Genomic DNA, 14,611 nt, shown 5'->3' with positions numbered 1-14,611 from the left:
GCAACGGGTCTGGCATGGCCAGTGGCCGCGGGCGCGGATACCATGGCCCAAAATGACGACCAAAAACGACGACCGAGAGTGACATAAGGCCTGAAAAGGTCGTGAAACATGACGCTTTACCAGATCAAACCGAAGTTCCAGGCCCTTCTGCGGCCATTGGTGAAGCGCCTTGCCGCGCGCGGCGTCACCGCCAACCAGGTCACGCTGGCGGCTGCTGGCGGGTCATTGGTCGTGGGGGCGCTGGTGGCCGCGCTAGCCTGGCTGCCGGGCGTGTTCCTGCTGATGCCGCTCTGGCTGTTCGTGCGCATGGCACTCAACGCCATCGACGGCATGCTGGCCCGCGAACACGGGCAGCAGAGCGTGTTGGGCGCCTATCTCAATGAACTTGGGGACATCGTCTCCGATATTGCGCTGATCCTGCCGTTCGCCCTCGTTGCGCCGTTTGGTGCCGGCGAGATCATGGTGTTTGCGCTGCTGGCCGTCATCGTCGAGTGCGCTGGCCTGATCGGGCCGCTGGCGGGTGCCAGCCGGCGCTACGACGGCCCCCTGGGCAAGAGCGACCGGGCCCTGGTGCTGGGCGCGCTGGGCTTATGGGCCGGCCTCGGGCTGAGCCTGGCGCACGCCGCTCACTGGCTGTGGGTGCTGTTGTCGCTGCTGTCGTTGCTGACCATCGCCAACCGGGTGCGCCGCGGCGTGGCCGAGGGCGAGCAGGCACGCCAGGCCCGTGCGCAGGCAGCCCCGCACGCCAAATCGTCTTCCCAACCCGTGGAGTGATACTACGTGGATAGTCAAACCGGCCGTACCGCTGTTGAGTCACAGTTCGAAACCCACGATGGCCAGCCGCTGTTCTATCGCCACTGGCCTGCGGCGCCTGCCACGGGCCAGGCGCCGCAGGGCGCCGTTGTGCTGTTTCACCGCGGGCACGAGCATTCGGGCCGCATCGCCCACCTGGTGGACGAACTGGGCTTGCCCGGCCACGCCTTCTTCGCCTGGGACGCGCGCGGCCATGGCCGCTCTCCGGGCGAGCGCGGCTATAGCCCCAGCCTGGCCACGTCGGTGCGCGATATCCAGACGTTCATCGACCACATCGCCACCGAGCACGGCATTCCGGTAGAACGCATCGCCGTGGTCGCGCAGAGCGTTGGCGCTGTGCTGGCGTCAACCTGGGTGCACGACTACGCGCCGCGGATCCGCGCGCTTGTGCTGGCTTCGCCGGCGTTCAAGGTCAAGCTCTACGTGCCGCTGGCGCGGCCGGGCCTCAAGCTCATGCACAAGCTGCGGGGCAAGTTCTTCGTCAACAGCTACGTCAAGGCCAGGTTCCTCACGCACGATCCCGAGCGTATCGCCAGTTACCAGCAAGATCCGCTGATTACGCGCCCGATTGCCGTCAATATCCTGCTGGATCTCTACGAGACGGCCGATCGCATCGTGGCCGACGCGGCCGCCATCACCGTGCCCACGCAGTTGCTGATCTCCGGCGCGGACTGGGTGGTGCATCGCGGCCCGCAGGATGCGTTCTATGAGCGGCTGGGTTCCAGCGTCAAGGAGCGCATCGTGCTGGACGGCTTCTACCACGACACCTTGGGCGAGCGCGACCGCGCGCAGGCCGTGGTGGCGGCGAGGCGCTTTATCGTGCGCGAGTTCGAGACGCCATCGGCGCCGGTCTCCTTGCTGAACGCTGATCGCGGCGGTGCTTTCAAGGATGAGTCCGACCGGCTGGCACAGCCGCTGTCCCCGGCCAGCCCGGCAGGCATTTACTGGGGCCTCGCGCGCGCTGGCCTGAAGTTCGGCGGCCTGCTGTCCGACGGGGTGCGGCTCGGGCACAAGACCGGTTTCGATTCTGGCTCCACGCTCGACTACGTCTACTGCAACAAGGCGCAGGGGCGGTTTGGCGTCGGCCCGATGGTCGACCGCAACTACCTGGACGCGATCGGCTGGCGCGGCATCCGCCAGCGCAAGGTGAACATCGAGGAGCTGCTTGGCGTTGCCATCGGCAGCCTGCGCGCCGCCGGCGTGCCGGTGCGCATCGTCGATATCGCCGCGGGCCATGGCCGCTATGTGCTGGAGGCGCTGGCCGCCAAGGGCATCAACGCAGCGGCTGCGCAACAGGTACAGAGCATCCTGCTGCGCGACTACAGCGATATCAACGTGCAACAGGGCCGCGCGCTGATCCGCAGCAAGGGCCTGTCCGACATTGCCCGCTTCGAGAAGGGCGACGCCTTCGACGGCGACGATCTCGCCGCGCTCGATCCGGCCCCCACGCTGGCCATCGTCTCGGGCCTGTATGAGCTGTTCGGCGACAACGGCATGGTGTCTCGTTCGCTTGGCGGCCTGTCGCGGGCGGTGGCGCCGGGCGGCTACCTCGTCTATACCGGGCAGCCCTGGCACCCGCAGCTCGAGTTCATCGCGCGCGCGCTCACCAGCCATCGCGCAGGCTCGGCCTGGGTAATGCGGCGCCGCTCGCAGGCGGAGATGGATGAGCTGGTGCGCCAAGCCGGCTTCGAGAAGATCGCGCAGCGCATCGACCCGTGGGGCATCTTCACGGTCAGCCTGGCGCGCAGGGTCGCGTGATGCTGCGCCAGCAGGCCGAAGACCGGGCCGCGGACATGGCCGCAGGGGAGCCGGGCGCTGCCCAGGCTCGCCCCTGGGGCCTTGCCCTGGTCCTGCTGGCTGGCATGGGCGCCTTGTTTTTCTCGTCCTATGGGCTGGCCAACTGGCTGGCGAGCCAGCGTGCCGAGGTCCCGTTCTTCTACTTTGAATGGGAGCGGCACATTCCCTTTGTGCCCTGGAGCATCGTGCCGTACTGGTCGATCGACCTGCTCTACGGACTGTCCTTTTTCCTCTGGCGCACGCGTGCCGATCTGCTTGTCCATGCCAAGCGCTTGCTGGCGGCGCAACTGATCTCGGTTGCCTGCTTCATTGCCTTTCCGCTGCGTTTCGCCTTTGATCGCCCGCAGGCCGACGGCGTGCCCGGCCACCTCTTCACGCTGCTGGGCGGCTTCGACAAGCCGTTCAACCAGGCGCCGTCACTGCACATCAGCCTGCTGGTGATCCTGTGGGTGGCCTATGCCATGCACGCGCGCGGCGCCTGGCGCTGGCTGCTGCACGGCTGGTTCGCGCTGATCGGCGTGTCGGTGCTGACCACGTACCAGCACCATGTCATCGATGTGCCCACCGGCTGGCTGGTGGGCTGGTTCTGCGTTTTCCTGTTTCCCTTCGGGATGGGGCAGGGCAATGCAGAGCCCGCTGCCCGCGTGCGCACGCGGCAACTGGCCGGGCGCTACGCAGTGGGCGCACTGGCCGTCGGGGTGGTAGCGCTGGCGCTGTTGCCCGCCTCGGCCCTCGCCGCCTTGCTGCTGGGCTGGCTGGCCCTGTCGCTGGCTTGCGTCGCGGCGATCTACCGGCAGGGCGCGCCGGCCATGTTCCAGAAGCGCCACGACGGCACCATGGCGATGGCCGCGCGCTGGGTGCTCGCACCCTACCTGCTGGGCGCGCTGGCCAACTCGCGCTGGTGGACGCGCCGCCAGCCCGGCGCCAGCCAGATCGCGCCCGGCCTCTGGGTCGGCCGCTTCCCTGGCGGCGCCGAACTGCGCCGCCTCGGGGCCGACGCCGTGCTCGACCTGACCGCCGAGCTGCCGCGGCTGGCGGATGCGGCCTGGTACCGCTGCGTGCCGGTGCTGGACCTGACCGTGCCCGCGCCGGCGCAGCTGGATGAAGCGGTGGCCGTGCTAGAAGCGTGGCATCGCGATGGCCGCAAGGTGCTTGTATGCTGCGCGTTGGGTTATTCGCGCAGCGCGCTGGTGGCCGCCGCCTGGCTCGCAGGCCACGCCGGCGCGCGCGATGCCGGGCAGGCGCTGGCCCTGCTGCGCAAGGGGCGTCCGGCCGTGGTGCTGGGCCCGGATAGCGTGGCGGCGCTGTCGCAATTCATCCGCCGCCGGCAGGCGGCCGCACAGTCTTCTGGGGGAGCAGGCCATGTCCGTTCCGATGCATGACGCCCATCACCTGGATGCCGCCGCCGGGCACTGGATGGCGCAGGCCGCAGTGGGTGGCCTCGATGGCGCGGGCCGCGTGCTCTGGGCCGGGTTGGTGCTGGCACTCATCAATCTGCTGCTGGCCGGTACCCTGTCGCCGGCGGGGCAGATCTATCTGGTACTTGGCATCGTGGCGGCGCTGCTCGGCGCGGTCCAGCTGTGGTTGCTGATCCGCGTGGCAATCGACCGCCGCTTGTTTGCCGCGCTTGCCGAGGCCTTGCGCATCGCCGATCCAGTCTCGACGCTGGCCTCGCTGGACCAGGCGCTGGCGCTGCTCGGATGGGCGGCTCCCGAGGCCGCCGGGCGATCCCTGGCGCGGCGCGTTCGCGGCGCTTTGCGCTTTCTCCACTGGGGCGCGGGACTCGCGGCCCTGCAATTGCTGGTGGCCTTGCTGCTACTGCTGCTGAGATAACACACGATGTGGATTTCCAGACTGGTGGCGCGCGCCATCATCCTGTTCGCGCGCTTGCTGACCGGCATGCAGGCGCGCTGGAACGGTTGCCTGCCCGCCGCGGCGCAGCGTATCTATTTTGCCAATCACAGCAGCCATGGCGACTTCGTACTGATCTGGGGCTGCCTGCCGCCGGAGCTGCGCTCGCTCACACGGCCCGTGGCCGGCGCAGACTACTGGAACAAGTCGGCGTTGCGCCGCTTTATCGGCAAGGATGTATTCAACGCGCTGCTGATCGATCGCACCCGCAGCGAGCCGGGCAGCGATCCCGTGGCCCTGATGCAGCAGGCGGTACGCAAAGGCGACTCGCTGATCCTGTTTCCCGAGGGCACGCGCAATACCACCGACGAACGGCTTCTGCCCTTCAAGAGCGGCATCTACCACCTGGCGAAGGTTTGCACGGAGATCGAGTTCGTGCCCGTGTGGATCGACAACCTCAACCGCGTGATGCCCAAGGGCGAGATCGTGCCGGTGCCGCTGCTGTGCACCGTGACTTTCGGCAAGCCGCTGACCCTGGGCGCGGAAGAAGCCAAGGATGACTTCCTGGCGCGCTGCCGGGACGGCCTGCTGACGCTGGCTCCCGCGCTGGACTAAGAACCCATGACCTTTCCTCACCTGACCATGATGCATGAGACCTGGCTGCTGTTTGGCGGCGTGCTGGGCGTACTCGTGCTGGCTTCCACGGTGACCGCGCTGCTGCGCTGGCGCGTGGCCCGGGGCGGCCCGCACGCGGTCATCGACAACCTTGCCGCGCGGGTATCGGCATGGTGGTGGATGATCGGCGTGCTAGGGGTAGCGTTCGTGATGGGGCGCACCGCCATCATCGTGTTGTTCTACCTGCTGTCGTTCTTCGCCTTGCGTGAGTTCATCACCATCACCACCACGCGGCGGGGGGACCATCGCGCCATCGTCGCCGCCTTCTTCGTCTTCCTGCCGTTGCAATACGTGCTGGTGTACACCGGCTGGTATGGGCTGTTTTCCATCTTCATCCCGGTCTACGCTTTCCTGATCCTCCCCATACTTTCAGCGCTGTCTGCGGAAACCACGCGCTTTCTCGAACGTTGCGCGGGGGTGCAGTGGGCGGTGATGATCTGCGTGTTCTGCGTATCGCATGTGCCGGCGTTGCTGACCTTGCCGATTCCCGGCTTCGAGGATCGCAACCTGCTGCTGATCGCATTCCTGGTGATCGTGGTGCAGGGCAGCGACGTGCTCCAGTACGTGTGGGGCAAGCTGCTAGGCAAGACCAAGATCGCGCCGTTGCTGTCGCCGTCCAAGACCGTGGAAGGCTTTGTCGGCGGCGTGGCCAGCGCCACCGCGCTGGGCGCCTCGCTCTGGTGGATCACGCCGTACGGCTCGCCCTGGAAGGCGGGGCTGATCGCGCTGGTGATCGCCTTGATGGGCTTCCTGGGCGGGCTGGTGATGTCGGCGATCAAGCGCGACCGCAACATCAAGGATTGGGGCCAGATGATCCAGGGCCACGGCGGCATGCTTGACCGGCTGGACTCGGTGGTGTTCGCCGCGCCGATCTTCTTTCACATCACGCGGTACTGGTGGGTGCCCTGAGCGGGTCCATCGCCTTCATCGTTATTTTTCTTGAATTTTGCCGGTCCAGCCTGCGTGTTGGCCCGGCACGTTGTCATCATGTCTAGCAAGCGCATCGAGCATATCGTCATTGTCGGTTTTGGCTGCATCGGCCAGGCCATCCTGCCGTTGCTGGCGCGGGCTCACCCGGAAGCGGCGGTTACGGTTGTCGACCGGGCCATGGACGCCCACCGCCTGGCGCTGGCCCGGCAATACCGCGTCACGCCGCTGCATGCCACGGTGGCGCCGGACAACTTTGCACGGGTGCTGAGTCCGCTGCTGGGGGCGCAAACCTGCCTGCTCAACCTGGCGCCCGCCGTGTGCAGCCGCGACCTGATCGCGCTGGCGCAGGCACACCACGCGCTCTACCTGGATAGCGGCATCGAGCCATGGGATTACGAGGACGGCGCGGCCGCGTCCCATCTGAGCAACTATGCCCTGCGCAGCGAGATGCTGGCATTCGCCCGCGGCCGCGAGCGGATGTCCACCGCGCTGGTTGCCCACGGCGCCAATCCCGGGCTGGTCTCGCTGCTGGTCAAGGCCGCCTTGCTGAAACTCGCGCGGCACGCCGACGTGCCGGACACCCCACCGCAGGACCAGGCTGGCTGGGCCCGGCTCGCGCGCCGGCTCGACGTGCGCGTGATCCAGGTGGCGGAGCACGACAGCCAGTGCGCCCCGGGCTATCCGGCGCACGGCGAATTTGCCAATACCTGGTCGGCCGAGGGCTTCATCACGGAATGCCTGCAGGACGCCGAACTGGGCTGGGGCAGCCACGAGCCCGCGCTGCCTGCCGGTGGCCGGCGCCATGGCTACGGCAGCGATGCGGCGATCGTGCTGGACCGGCCCGGGCACCGTACCCGTGTGCGCTCCTGGTCCGCGCTGCACGGTCCGTTCGATGCCTACCTGATCACGCACAACGAATCGATCTCGATCGCCGAGTATTTCAGCTGTGCCACGCCCGGCGAGCCGCAATACCGGCCCACGGCCTACTATGCCTACCGCCCCACCCGCGCCACGATGGCATCCATGCAGTGGCTGGGCGAGCGCGACGCCAGCCGCATTGCCAGCCACCGCATCCTCAAGGACGAGATCGTCGATGGCGTGGATGAGCTTGGCGTGCTGCTGATGAGCGGGCGCCATGGCGCGGTGTGGCACGGCTCGCAGCTCGACATCCACCGGGCACGTGCGCTGGCGCCGCACAACTCCGCCACCAGCCTGCAGGTGGCCTCCAGCATCGTCGCCGCGATGCGCTGGGCACAGGCCAATCCGGCGCGCGGCGTGACCGAGTCCGATGCCATGGATCACCACATGGTGCTGGAGCACGCAGCCGACTGGTGGGCGCCTCTCGTCACGCGCTTCACCGACTGGACCCCCAGGCCGGGCCGTCGCTCGCTGGCCTTCGACGAATTCCTCATTACCGCATCCGCGCCGGCGCCAGCGCCGAGCGCCGCGGAGATCGCCCTGCCATGAAACGCATTGCCCAGACCCCGCGTGCCGACTGGCCGCAGCAGCTTGAGCGCATCGGTTTTCACTTCCACTCGCTCGACGAGCAGAACCTGCCGCGCCAGGTGGATCGCAACACGTTCTTCTACTGGCGCGAAGACGTCGCCTACGAGTTCGAGGCGCAGGAGATCGAGGCGCTGTATGCCGCCGCGCTCGATCTGAACCAGCGCTGCCTGGAAGCCGTGCAGCACGTGATTGACCACGACCTGTTTGCGCGGCTCGCCATCGCCCCGGATTTTGCCGAGCTGATCCGTACCTCCTGGGACCGCGACGAGCCAACGCTGTTCGGCCGCTTCGACATGACCATGGATGCGCTTGGCATGCCCAAGATGTACGAGTTCAACGCCGATACACCCACCTCGCTGATCGAATCGAGCCTGGCGCAATGGTTCTGGAAGGAGGCGGTGCGGCCGGATGCCGACCAGTTCAACAGCCTGCATGAAGCGCTGGTGTCGCGCTGGCAATGGCTGCGCCGCCACTATCGCGACGCCAAGGTCCTGCATTTCGCCTGCATGTTCGACAGCCAGGAGGATGTCTGCAATGTCGAGTACCTGATGGACACGGCGCTGCAGGCAGGGTGGTCGGTCAAGCTGACCGACCTTGAGCAGGTCGGCTCCGATGGGCGCGGCGGCTTCTACGACGGCGACGACCAGCCGATGGAGCTGGTCTTCAAGCTCTACCCGTGGGAATGGATGGCCACTTCCGACTATCGCACGGAGCTGGCAGGCAGCGCGGTGCGATGGGTGGAGCCACCCTGGAAGGCCGTGCTCTCCAACAAGGCCATCCTGCCGATCCTGTGGGACCTGTTCCCAGGCCATCCGAATCTGCTCGAGGCCTCGTTTCGCGAAGGCACCTTTGCCGGGCGCTCTTATGCCAAGAAGCCGTTCCTGTCGCGCGAGGGCGAGAGCGTGGCGCTGGTGACCCCGCAGGGGCGTTTCGAGAATCCCGGCGAGTACGGCGAGGAGGGCTTTATCTACCAGGCCTACGCGAGCGCGCAGCGCTTTGACGATCGCTACACCACGCTCGGCGTATGGCTGGTCGACGACGTGCCCAGTGGCCTGTGCGTGCGCGAGGAACTGGGACCGATCGCCAAGAACACCAGCTTCTTCGTCCCGCATTATTTTCAGCACGGCTAGTCCGAAGAAAGGAGAAACGCAGCGCAATGGCCAAGAAGAAAGGCAAGAAGGGCGGCCAGCCGTCAAAGTACGGCAGCGCCTACCAGCCGCGGGCAAGCGGCTCCAGCCAGTCGGCATGGTCCGCCCAGCCCGCGCTCCGGCGCAAGTCCCGCTCGCCGGCGCTGTGGCTGATCGGCGCTTGCGCGCTGGCAGCCGGCGTGGCGGTGATCGGTTCATGCAGCGATGATGGCGACGACGAAGCCGTCACCGTGCGGCGTGCCAGCTATGCCTCGCAAGCCGATTGCGTGGCTGACTGGAATGCGCCCGAGGATTGCGAGGGCGTGCCGGTCGACAACATCTACGCCTCCAGCCTGGCGGATACGGCTGGCAGCGATGGCAGCAGCGCCAGCACGAGCAGCGGTGGCCATGGCGGCGGCTACTACGGCGGCTATCACAACAGCATGGCCCGCTGGTACGGCCCGTACTACACCGAGTCCGGCACCGTCTACCACCCAGACGGCACGCAGACCCGGCGCGACATGTCGAGCGGCAATTCACGGCCCATGGGCGTCTATGACGGCAACGGCAACCTGACCCGCGTGAGCCAGGCGCCGGGCACGCCGCATGCGACGATGGTCGAGGAGGCCACGCTTAGCCGCGGCAGTCTCGGGCGTGGCGCGAGCAGCGGCATGTCGATGCGCGCGGCTGCTGTCAGCCGGGCGCCCGCGGTGTCCTCGCGCGGCGGCTTTACCAGCCGCTTTGGCGGGTCTGGGCGCTCAGCCGGCGGCTAAGGCTGCATCGCATCCTTTCAGATTCGCTCGAAATCCGGTCCAACCCAACCAGGAATCCACATGACATTGCCCCTACAACCCGTCTATGCCTATCTGATCTACATTCTCTCCAGCTTCGCCATGTTGGGGCTGTTTTTGCTCGTGTACACGCGGATCACGCCGCACCGCGAGTTCGAACTGATACGCCGGGGCAATGTGGCGGCGGCCTTGTCGCTGGGCGGCGCGGTGCTAGGGTTTTCGCTGACGCTCTCGGCCAGCATCCAGCACAATGCCGCCTTCTCGATGTTCGTGCTGTGGGGCTTCGGCGCGTTCGTGGTGCAGGGGCTGGCCTATGTGCTGGTGGCGCGGGCGCTGCGCGGCGTCAGCGAGGAAATCACCGCGGATAATCGCGGCATGGGGGCGCTGATGGGGGTGGTATCGTTGGCGGCGGGCATCGTCAATGCCGCCTGCCTGGCCTAGCGTCGCCGCTGCCTTGGCATCAGGCCACGCGTCGAGAGACGGAGTGTGCACCTTGCAGTGCATTGGCGGGATCTGAGGGAGTGCCAGGGGCCGCGCGGCAACTGGCATTAACGCTTAGGAAATGTCTACGCCAGCAAAGACACAAGACCCTGTAAAATCCTGCCTCACAGGCGGCTTGACCCGCCGGATTGCCCCCCTTCCTCCGCTTTGCCGGCCATCTGTCCGGCGGCAAAGTCAATTACGAAAGTCATGTCAGAGTCTGATGAAGCCAAACTAGCCGCGGCGACGTGGGTCCGTGAGCAGATGGATCGCCACGGCCTCACGCTCGACGATTTACTCGAAGCGGGCTGTTTCGCTGCCCCCCCGGCTCCGCCGGCACCGGCTCAGGCAGTGCCAAGGGCCACGCTGGCCGTTACGTCCACGGCCGCCGCGCCGGCGGCAGCCCCCGATGCGGAAAAGCCAGCCCGGGCGCTTTACCGCAACGCCATGGGCCAGAGTTGGGACGGTACCGGCGAGCGTCCGGAGTGGCTGCAGCGGGCAGTCAACGCGGGGCAGACGGTCGATTTCTTCCGGGTCGGATAAACATCGGATAGAAATCCTCTCACTTCCCCGGCGGCAGCACCACCAGCGTGGTTACCGTCAGCGCGCCGTTGGCCCGGATCACGCTGAACCTCACCTGGTCGCCTTCCTTGACCTGACCCAGCAGGGCTGGGTCTTGCACGCGGAAGATCATTGTCATGGCGCCCATATCCAGGTTGGCGATGGGGCCATGCTTGATGGTCAACTTGCCGGCCGCGGCGTCTACCTTGCGGATTTCCCCATCGGTCATTGGCAAAGCCTCGGCTTGCGCCGCGCTGGCCGGGGCGAGAGCGTTGCCGGCATCGGTGGCGGCCTGGGCCGGCAAGGTGGCGAAGGCTGCCAGTAGCGGCAGCAGCGAGAGCAGGTTCTTGCTGGGGTTCATTTGCACTCCTTCCTGGTTGGCTGGTATTGAATACAGGGCGCGGCGTCGCCGCGCCGCGAAATCGCTCAGCGCACGCTGACCTTGCCGCGCATGCCGGCGTCAAAGTGGCCGGGCTGCAGGCAGGCAAAGTCCACCCGGCCACTGCGCGTAAAGCGCCACACCATTTCGCCGCGCTGGCTGGCTTCGAGCGTGACGGCGTTCGGGTCGGCGTGTTCCATCTCGGGCAGCTTCAGCATCTCGGCGTAGTGCGCCTTCAGTTCGGCCTCGGTGCCGAGCACCATCTCATGCCGGAGCCTGCCGGCGTTGCGCACCACGAAGCGCACGGTCTCACCAGCTTTGACCTGGATATCGGCCGGGCTGAAGCGCATGTTGTCGGTCATGTTCACCTGGATGGTGCGGCTCACGCTGGCCGCGTCGCCAGGTTCGCCAATAGGGCTGGCGGCGCTGGTGGCCTCGCCGGCATGATGGCCGCCGTGGTTGCCGGCGGCGAAGGCGCCGGCGCACGGGAGGGCGAGGGCAATGGCACTGGCCACCGCCATCCAGGCGGTAGCGGCGCGGGATGTCCTGTTTCGCATGTTGTCTTTCCTTTTTCTGGCTGGCTTGGTCATTGGCTGGCGCCCGGCGTGCCGGCGTATTCGAAGGCAACCGTGCCTTTGGGGTGGCGATACCAGCCGGGGTCGCGGTAGTCGTTGCGGCCAAGTCCGGCGCGCACCTTGAGCACCGTGAACATGCCGCCCATCTCGATCGGCCCGAATGGCCCCTGTCCTGTCATCATCGGCAAGGTGTTGTCCGGCAACGGCATCTCCATGCCGCCCATGTCCGCCATGCCTGCCTCGCCCATCGCCATGTATTCCGGCACCAGCGCGTTCATCCGCTTGGCCAGGTCCTTTTGCTTGACGCCGATCATGGTTGGCAGTTGATGGCCCATCGCGTTCATGGTGTGGTGGGACTTGTGGCAGTGGAAGGCCCAGTCGCCGGGGTTGTCGGCGATGAATTCGATGGCGCGCATCTGTCCTACCGCCACGTCGGTGGTTACCTCCGGCCAGCGCGCGGACGGGGGCACCCAGCCACCGTCCGTGCCGCTCACCTCAAAGCGGTGCCCGTGCAGGTGGATCGGGTGGTTGGTCATGGTCAGGTTGCCGAAGCGGATCCGCACGCGATCGCCCAGGCGTACCGGCAGGCTGTCGATGCCCGGGAACACGCGGCTGTTCCATGTCCACATATTGAAATCCGTCATCTCGGCCACGCGCGGCGTGTAGGAGCCGGGGTCGATGTCGTAGGCGGAGATCAGGAACACAAAATCGCGATCGACCCGCATCTGCGCCGGGTCTTTCGGATGCACCACGAGGAACCCCATCATGCCCATCGCCATCTGCACCATCTCGTCGGAATGCGGGTGGTACATGAAGGTGCCGGCGTGCTTCATCTCGAACTCGTAGACGAAGGTCTTGCCGGGCGGGATATGCGGCTGCGAGAGGCCGCCGACACCGTCCATGCCAGCCGGCAGGATGATGCCGTGCCAGTGCACGGTGGTGTGTTCCGGCAGCTTGTTGGTGACGAAGATCCGCACCTTGTCGCCTTCCACGCACTCGATGGTAGGGCCGGGGCTCTGGCCGTTGTAACCCCACAGGTGCGCCTTCATGCCGGGCGCGAACTCGCGCTCGACGGGCTCCGCCACCAGGTGGAACTCCTTCCAGCCTTGGCGCATGCGCCAGGGCAGGGTCCAGCCATTGAGCGTCACCACCGGGTTGTACGGGCGGCCGGTGGCAGGCGCGAGCGGCGGCTGGGTGGCGGGGCTGGCTTGCAGCGCGGCCTCGGGCAGCACCGCGGCGCCGGCGCGCGTCACCAGCGCCGCGCCGAGCATGGTGGCGCCGGAGCCATGCAGGAATTGTCTTCGGGTAACCATGGTCATTGTCCTTTGGGCGTGGCGGGCGTGGCCGGCGAGGGCGGGGAGGGGGATACAGGCAGAGGCAATGCGCTGCCGTCCGGCAGCCGTCCGCCGAGCGCGCCTTGCAGCTCGGTTTCGGCCACCCAGTATTCGCGCAGCGCATCGAGATAGCCGTTGACGGCGCCGACCTGCTCGCGCGCGTCGGCCAGCAGCTCGAACACGCTGACCAGCATGCCGTTGTAGCGCAGCATGCCTTCGTCGGAGATGCGCTTGCGCAGCGGCACTACCTCGTCGCGGTAATGCCGAGCGATGTCGTAGCGCGCCTGATAGCTGGCGTAGGTTTCGCGCACTTCCGAGCGCGCATTGATGGCACTCTCGGCGAGCCGGCTGGCGGCCTGCATGTAGACCGCCTCGGCCCGCGCCACGCGGGCGCCGCCCCAGTCGAACAACGGGATCTCGATATCGATGCCGTAGCCGGTCTCGCGCGGCTTGCCGGTTTCCGAGTTGTGCAGGTAGCTCACGTCCAGCACGCTGATAAAGCGCGTAGCGCGGGTCAGGCCAAGTGAGCGCGCCAGGCTACCCAGTTGCAGCTTGCCGGCTTGCAGATCGAGGCGGCTGGCGATGGCATAGCCCTCCAGGTCCGCCATGGCGGGACGCCCCTTCGGCAAGTCCGGCAGGCGTTCGGGGAGCCGGTATTGCGCGCCGGTGCCCCACAGGCCAAGCCGGCGTGTGAGCTGCTCGCGCGCGGCCAGTGCCCGTTGACGGGTGCGGGCCAGCTGGGTCGCGGCCTCGGCGTAAAAGGCCTGCTCGCGCGCGTGATCGAGCGCGCTGACGTTACCTGCGCGCGCCAGGTCGCGGGCAAACAGCGCGCCTGTTTCAGCGGCGTTCTTGACCTGCTCCGCATAGCGCGCCGATTGCTCCGCGGCCACCGCGTTGACGAATGCCTTGCGCGTTTCCAGCGCCTGCCGCAGCAAGGTGTCGGCCACGGCGAGCCGGGTTTGGGTAAAGCGGTCCTGCTCGATGCGGGCCGCCAGCGGAAGCACCAGCAGGTTCATCAGGCCGACGGAGATGGCGCGGTCGATCTTGAGGTCGTCGCCCTGGCGCGTGCGGCTGAAGGAGAATCCCGGGTTGGGCAGGCGCGTTGCCTGGACGTACTCGGCCTCGGAAATGCCCAGGTCGGCAAAGGCCGCCTGCAGGCCGGCGTTGTTGAGCAGCGCGATCTGCACAGCGCTGTCGGCGTCGAGCGGCTGCGCCAGCAAGGCCTGGGTGCGCTCGTAGACGGCGGCGCGGTCCTGGTCGGAGCGGACCCAGATGGCATCCTTGCCGAGGCGCTCGCGCGCGGCGGTGGCCGCGGTGCTGAAGCCACCATCGGCGGTAAATCCGGCGCAGCCGGCCAGCAGCAGGGCACAGGCCGCCGCGGCCAGTCCCGGCCGGATTGGCAATGGGAAAGACATGCGGCCTCCTTAGTGGTGGTGGCCGTGGCCGGCGGCAGCGGGCTTGGCCGCTGGTGTCGACGCGGGCATGGACATGGGCGCATTGGCGCCCGTTGCGTCCTTGCCCGCCATCGGCGTGACCTGCGCGTTGGACTCGCGCCAAGGGGCGATGGCTTGCGCCTGGAACGGCACGTAGCCCGCCAGCACGTCCGGCGCCGGCAACGGCGGCACGGATGCGCGCGGATCGAGTGGATCGGCGGCGGGTGCGCTGGACTGGGCCGACGACAAGGTCGGCCCGAGCACCAGGCAAGCCGCCGCAAGAATGCGGACGAAATGCATGACAACCTCAGTGTTCGTGGGGTGCGCGAATGACGGCGCGGGGTAAGACGAACCGGGGG

At 67.3% G+C, this 14,611-nt stretch carries 16 protein-coding genes; 11 read left to right on the top strand and 5 right to left on the bottom strand.

Annotated features, from left to right (window positions below; translation table 11 throughout):
• Positions 1-108 precede the first annotated feature (108 nt).
• The 11 genes from A9975_RS21415 (at position 109) to A9975_RS21365 (ending at position 10,513) form a co-directional block, all read left to right on the top strand.
• Positions 109-774 carry a CDP-alcohol phosphatidyltransferase family protein gene (locus A9975_RS21415; RefSeq protein ID WP_183034562.1) on the top strand — a complete coding sequence of 222 codons (666 nt, stop codon included), beginning with the start codon at positions 109-111 and terminating at the stop codon, positions 772-774.
• 6 nt (positions 775-780) lie between these two features.
• Entirely contained in the window at positions 781-2,571 is a 1,791-nt protein-coding gene (locus tag A9975_RS21410; protein WP_183034561.1) for a bifunctional alpha/beta hydrolase/class I SAM-dependent methyltransferase, read from the top strand.
• Complete coding sequence (locus A9975_RS21405; protein WP_370565205.1) at positions 2,571-3,992, top strand: phosphatase PAP2/dual specificity phosphatase family protein; 1,422 nt, start codon at positions 2,571-2,573, stop codon at positions 3,990-3,992. The genes A9975_RS21410 and A9975_RS21405 overlap by 1 nt, the downstream gene beginning before the upstream one ends.
• Positions 3,973-4,443 carry a hypothetical protein gene (locus A9975_RS21400; RefSeq protein WP_255503347.1) on the top strand — a complete coding sequence of 157 codons (471 nt, stop codon included), beginning with the start codon at positions 3,973-3,975 and terminating at the stop codon, positions 4,441-4,443. The genes A9975_RS21405 and A9975_RS21400 overlap by 20 nt, the downstream gene beginning before the upstream one ends.
• A gap of 6 nt (positions 4,444-4,449) precedes the next feature.
• The gene (locus A9975_RS21395) at positions 4,450-5,076 is read left to right on the top strand and encodes a 1-acyl-sn-glycerol-3-phosphate acyltransferase (protein WP_174427546.1); all 627 of its coding nucleotides are present in this window, start codon (positions 4,450-4,452) and stop codon (positions 5,074-5,076) included.
• A 6-nt stretch (positions 5,077-5,082) separates the two neighbouring features.
• The gene (locus tag A9975_RS21390) at positions 5,083-6,045 is read left to right on the top strand and encodes a phosphatidate cytidylyltransferase (RefSeq protein WP_241754747.1); all 963 of its coding nucleotides are present in this window, start codon (positions 5,083-5,085) and stop codon (positions 6,043-6,045) included.
• Positions 6,046-6,123: 78 nt separating this feature from the next.
• Positions 6,124-7,533: a saccharopine dehydrogenase C-terminal domain-containing protein gene (locus A9975_RS21385; RefSeq protein ID WP_183034560.1), complete on the top strand. Its 1,410-nt coding sequence runs from the start codon at positions 6,124-6,126 to the stop codon at positions 7,531-7,533.
• A complete protein-coding gene (locus tag A9975_RS21380; protein WP_183034559.1) occupies positions 7,530-8,702 on the top strand; it encodes a glutathionylspermidine synthase family protein in 1,173 nt (390 codons plus the stop codon). The genes A9975_RS21385 and A9975_RS21380 overlap by 4 nt, the downstream gene beginning before the upstream one ends.
• A gap of 26 nt (positions 8,703-8,728) precedes the next feature.
• Positions 8,729-9,472, top strand: coding sequence for a hypothetical protein (locus tag A9975_RS21375; RefSeq protein WP_183034558.1), 744 nt, complete (start codon positions 8,729-8,731; stop codon positions 9,470-9,472).
• A 60-nt stretch (positions 9,473-9,532) separates the two neighbouring features.
• Complete coding sequence (locus A9975_RS21370; protein WP_183034557.1) at positions 9,533-9,931, top strand: DUF350 domain-containing protein; 399 nt, start codon at positions 9,533-9,535, stop codon at positions 9,929-9,931.
• 249 nt (positions 9,932-10,180) lie between these two features.
• Positions 10,181-10,513, top strand: a complete 333-nt coding sequence (locus A9975_RS21365; protein ID WP_183034556.1) for an H-NS family nucleoid-associated regulatory protein — start codon at positions 10,181-10,183, stop codon at positions 10,511-10,513.
• 19 nt (positions 10,514-10,532) lie between these two features.
• On the opposite strand, the gene A9975_RS21360 is transcribed toward A9975_RS21365, so the two are convergent.
• The 5 genes from A9975_RS21360 to A9975_RS21340 all read right to left on the bottom strand — a co-directional run.
• A complete protein-coding gene (locus tag A9975_RS21360; RefSeq protein WP_183034555.1) occupies positions 10,533-10,892 on the bottom strand; it encodes a copper-binding protein in 360 nt (119 codons plus the stop codon).
• A 65-nt stretch (positions 10,893-10,957) separates the two neighbouring features.
• Positions 10,958-11,467 (bottom strand): plastocyanin/azurin family copper-binding protein, encoded by a 510-nt coding sequence (locus tag A9975_RS21355; protein WP_370565157.1) that lies wholly within the window; start codon positions 11,465-11,467, stop codon positions 10,958-10,960.
• A 29-nt stretch (positions 11,468-11,496) separates the two neighbouring features.
• A complete protein-coding gene (locus A9975_RS21350; RefSeq protein WP_183034553.1) occupies positions 11,497-12,798 on the bottom strand; it encodes a multicopper oxidase family protein in 1,302 nt (433 codons plus the stop codon).
• A 2-nt stretch (positions 12,799-12,800) separates the two neighbouring features.
• Complete coding sequence (locus tag A9975_RS21345) at positions 12,801-14,234, bottom strand: TolC family protein (RefSeq protein WP_183034552.1); 1,434 nt, start codon at positions 14,232-14,234, stop codon at positions 12,801-12,803.
• A 9-nt stretch (positions 14,235-14,243) separates the two neighbouring features.
• Positions 14,244-14,611 (bottom strand): hypothetical protein (locus tag A9975_RS21340; protein ID WP_255503346.1); only part of this gene is annotated, 368 nt, incomplete at its 5' end.

This window comes from Cupriavidus sp. UME77 (assembly GCF_014170355.1).
Classification (GTDB): Bacteria; Pseudomonadota; Gammaproteobacteria; order Burkholderiales; family Burkholderiaceae; genus Cupriavidus; species Cupriavidus basilensis.
Note: the sequence above shows the minus strand (reverse complement) of the source record. Positions and strands in the feature narration are given on the sequence as shown.

Bases quoted from the DNA above. Each gene is read 5' to 3' on its own strand.
- A9975_RS21400 (WP_255503347.1), top strand. From the start codon at position 3,973: ATGTCCGTTCCGATGCATGACGCCCATCACCTGGATGCCGCCGCCGGG.
- A9975_RS21355 (WP_370565157.1), bottom strand. From the start codon at position 11,467: ATGCGAAACAGGACATCCCGCGCCGCTACCGCCTGGATGGCGGTGGCC.
- A9975_RS21350 (WP_183034553.1), bottom strand. From the start codon at position 12,798: ATGGTTACCCGAAGACAATTCCTGCATGGCTCCGGCGCCACCATGCTC.
- A9975_RS21390 (WP_241754747.1), top strand. From the start codon at position 5,083: ATGACCTTTCCTCACCTGACCATGATGCATGAGACCTGGCTGCTGTTT.
- A9975_RS21370 (WP_183034557.1), top strand. From the start codon at position 9,533: ATGACATTGCCCCTACAACCCGTCTATGCCTATCTGATCTACATTCTC.
- A9975_RS21360 (WP_183034555.1), bottom strand. From the start codon at position 10,892: ATGAACCCCAGCAAGAACCTGCTCTCGCTGCTGCCGCTACTGGCAGCC.
- A9975_RS21380 (WP_183034559.1), top strand. From the start codon at position 7,530: ATGAAACGCATTGCCCAGACCCCGCGTGCCGACTGGCCGCAGCAGCTT.
- A9975_RS21345 (WP_183034552.1), bottom strand. From the start codon at position 14,234: ATGTCTTTCCCATTGCCAATCCGGCCGGGACTGGCCGCGGCGGCCTGT.
- A9975_RS21395 (WP_174427546.1), top strand. From the start codon at position 4,450: ATGTGGATTTCCAGACTGGTGGCGCGCGCCATCATCCTGTTCGCGCGC.
- A9975_RS21405 (WP_370565205.1), top strand. From the start codon at position 2,571: ATGCTGCGCCAGCAGGCCGAAGACCGGGCCGCGGACATGGCCGCAGGG.
- A9975_RS21365 (WP_183034556.1), top strand. From the start codon at position 10,181: ATGTCAGAGTCTGATGAAGCCAAACTAGCCGCGGCGACGTGGGTCCGT.
- A9975_RS21375 (WP_183034558.1), top strand. From the start codon at position 8,729: ATGGCCAAGAAGAAAGGCAAGAAGGGCGGCCAGCCGTCAAAGTACGGC.
- A9975_RS21385 (WP_183034560.1), top strand. From the start codon at position 6,124: ATGTCTAGCAAGCGCATCGAGCATATCGTCATTGTCGGTTTTGGCTGC.
- A9975_RS21415 (WP_183034562.1), top strand. From the start codon at position 109: ATGACGCTTTACCAGATCAAACCGAAGTTCCAGGCCCTTCTGCGGCCA.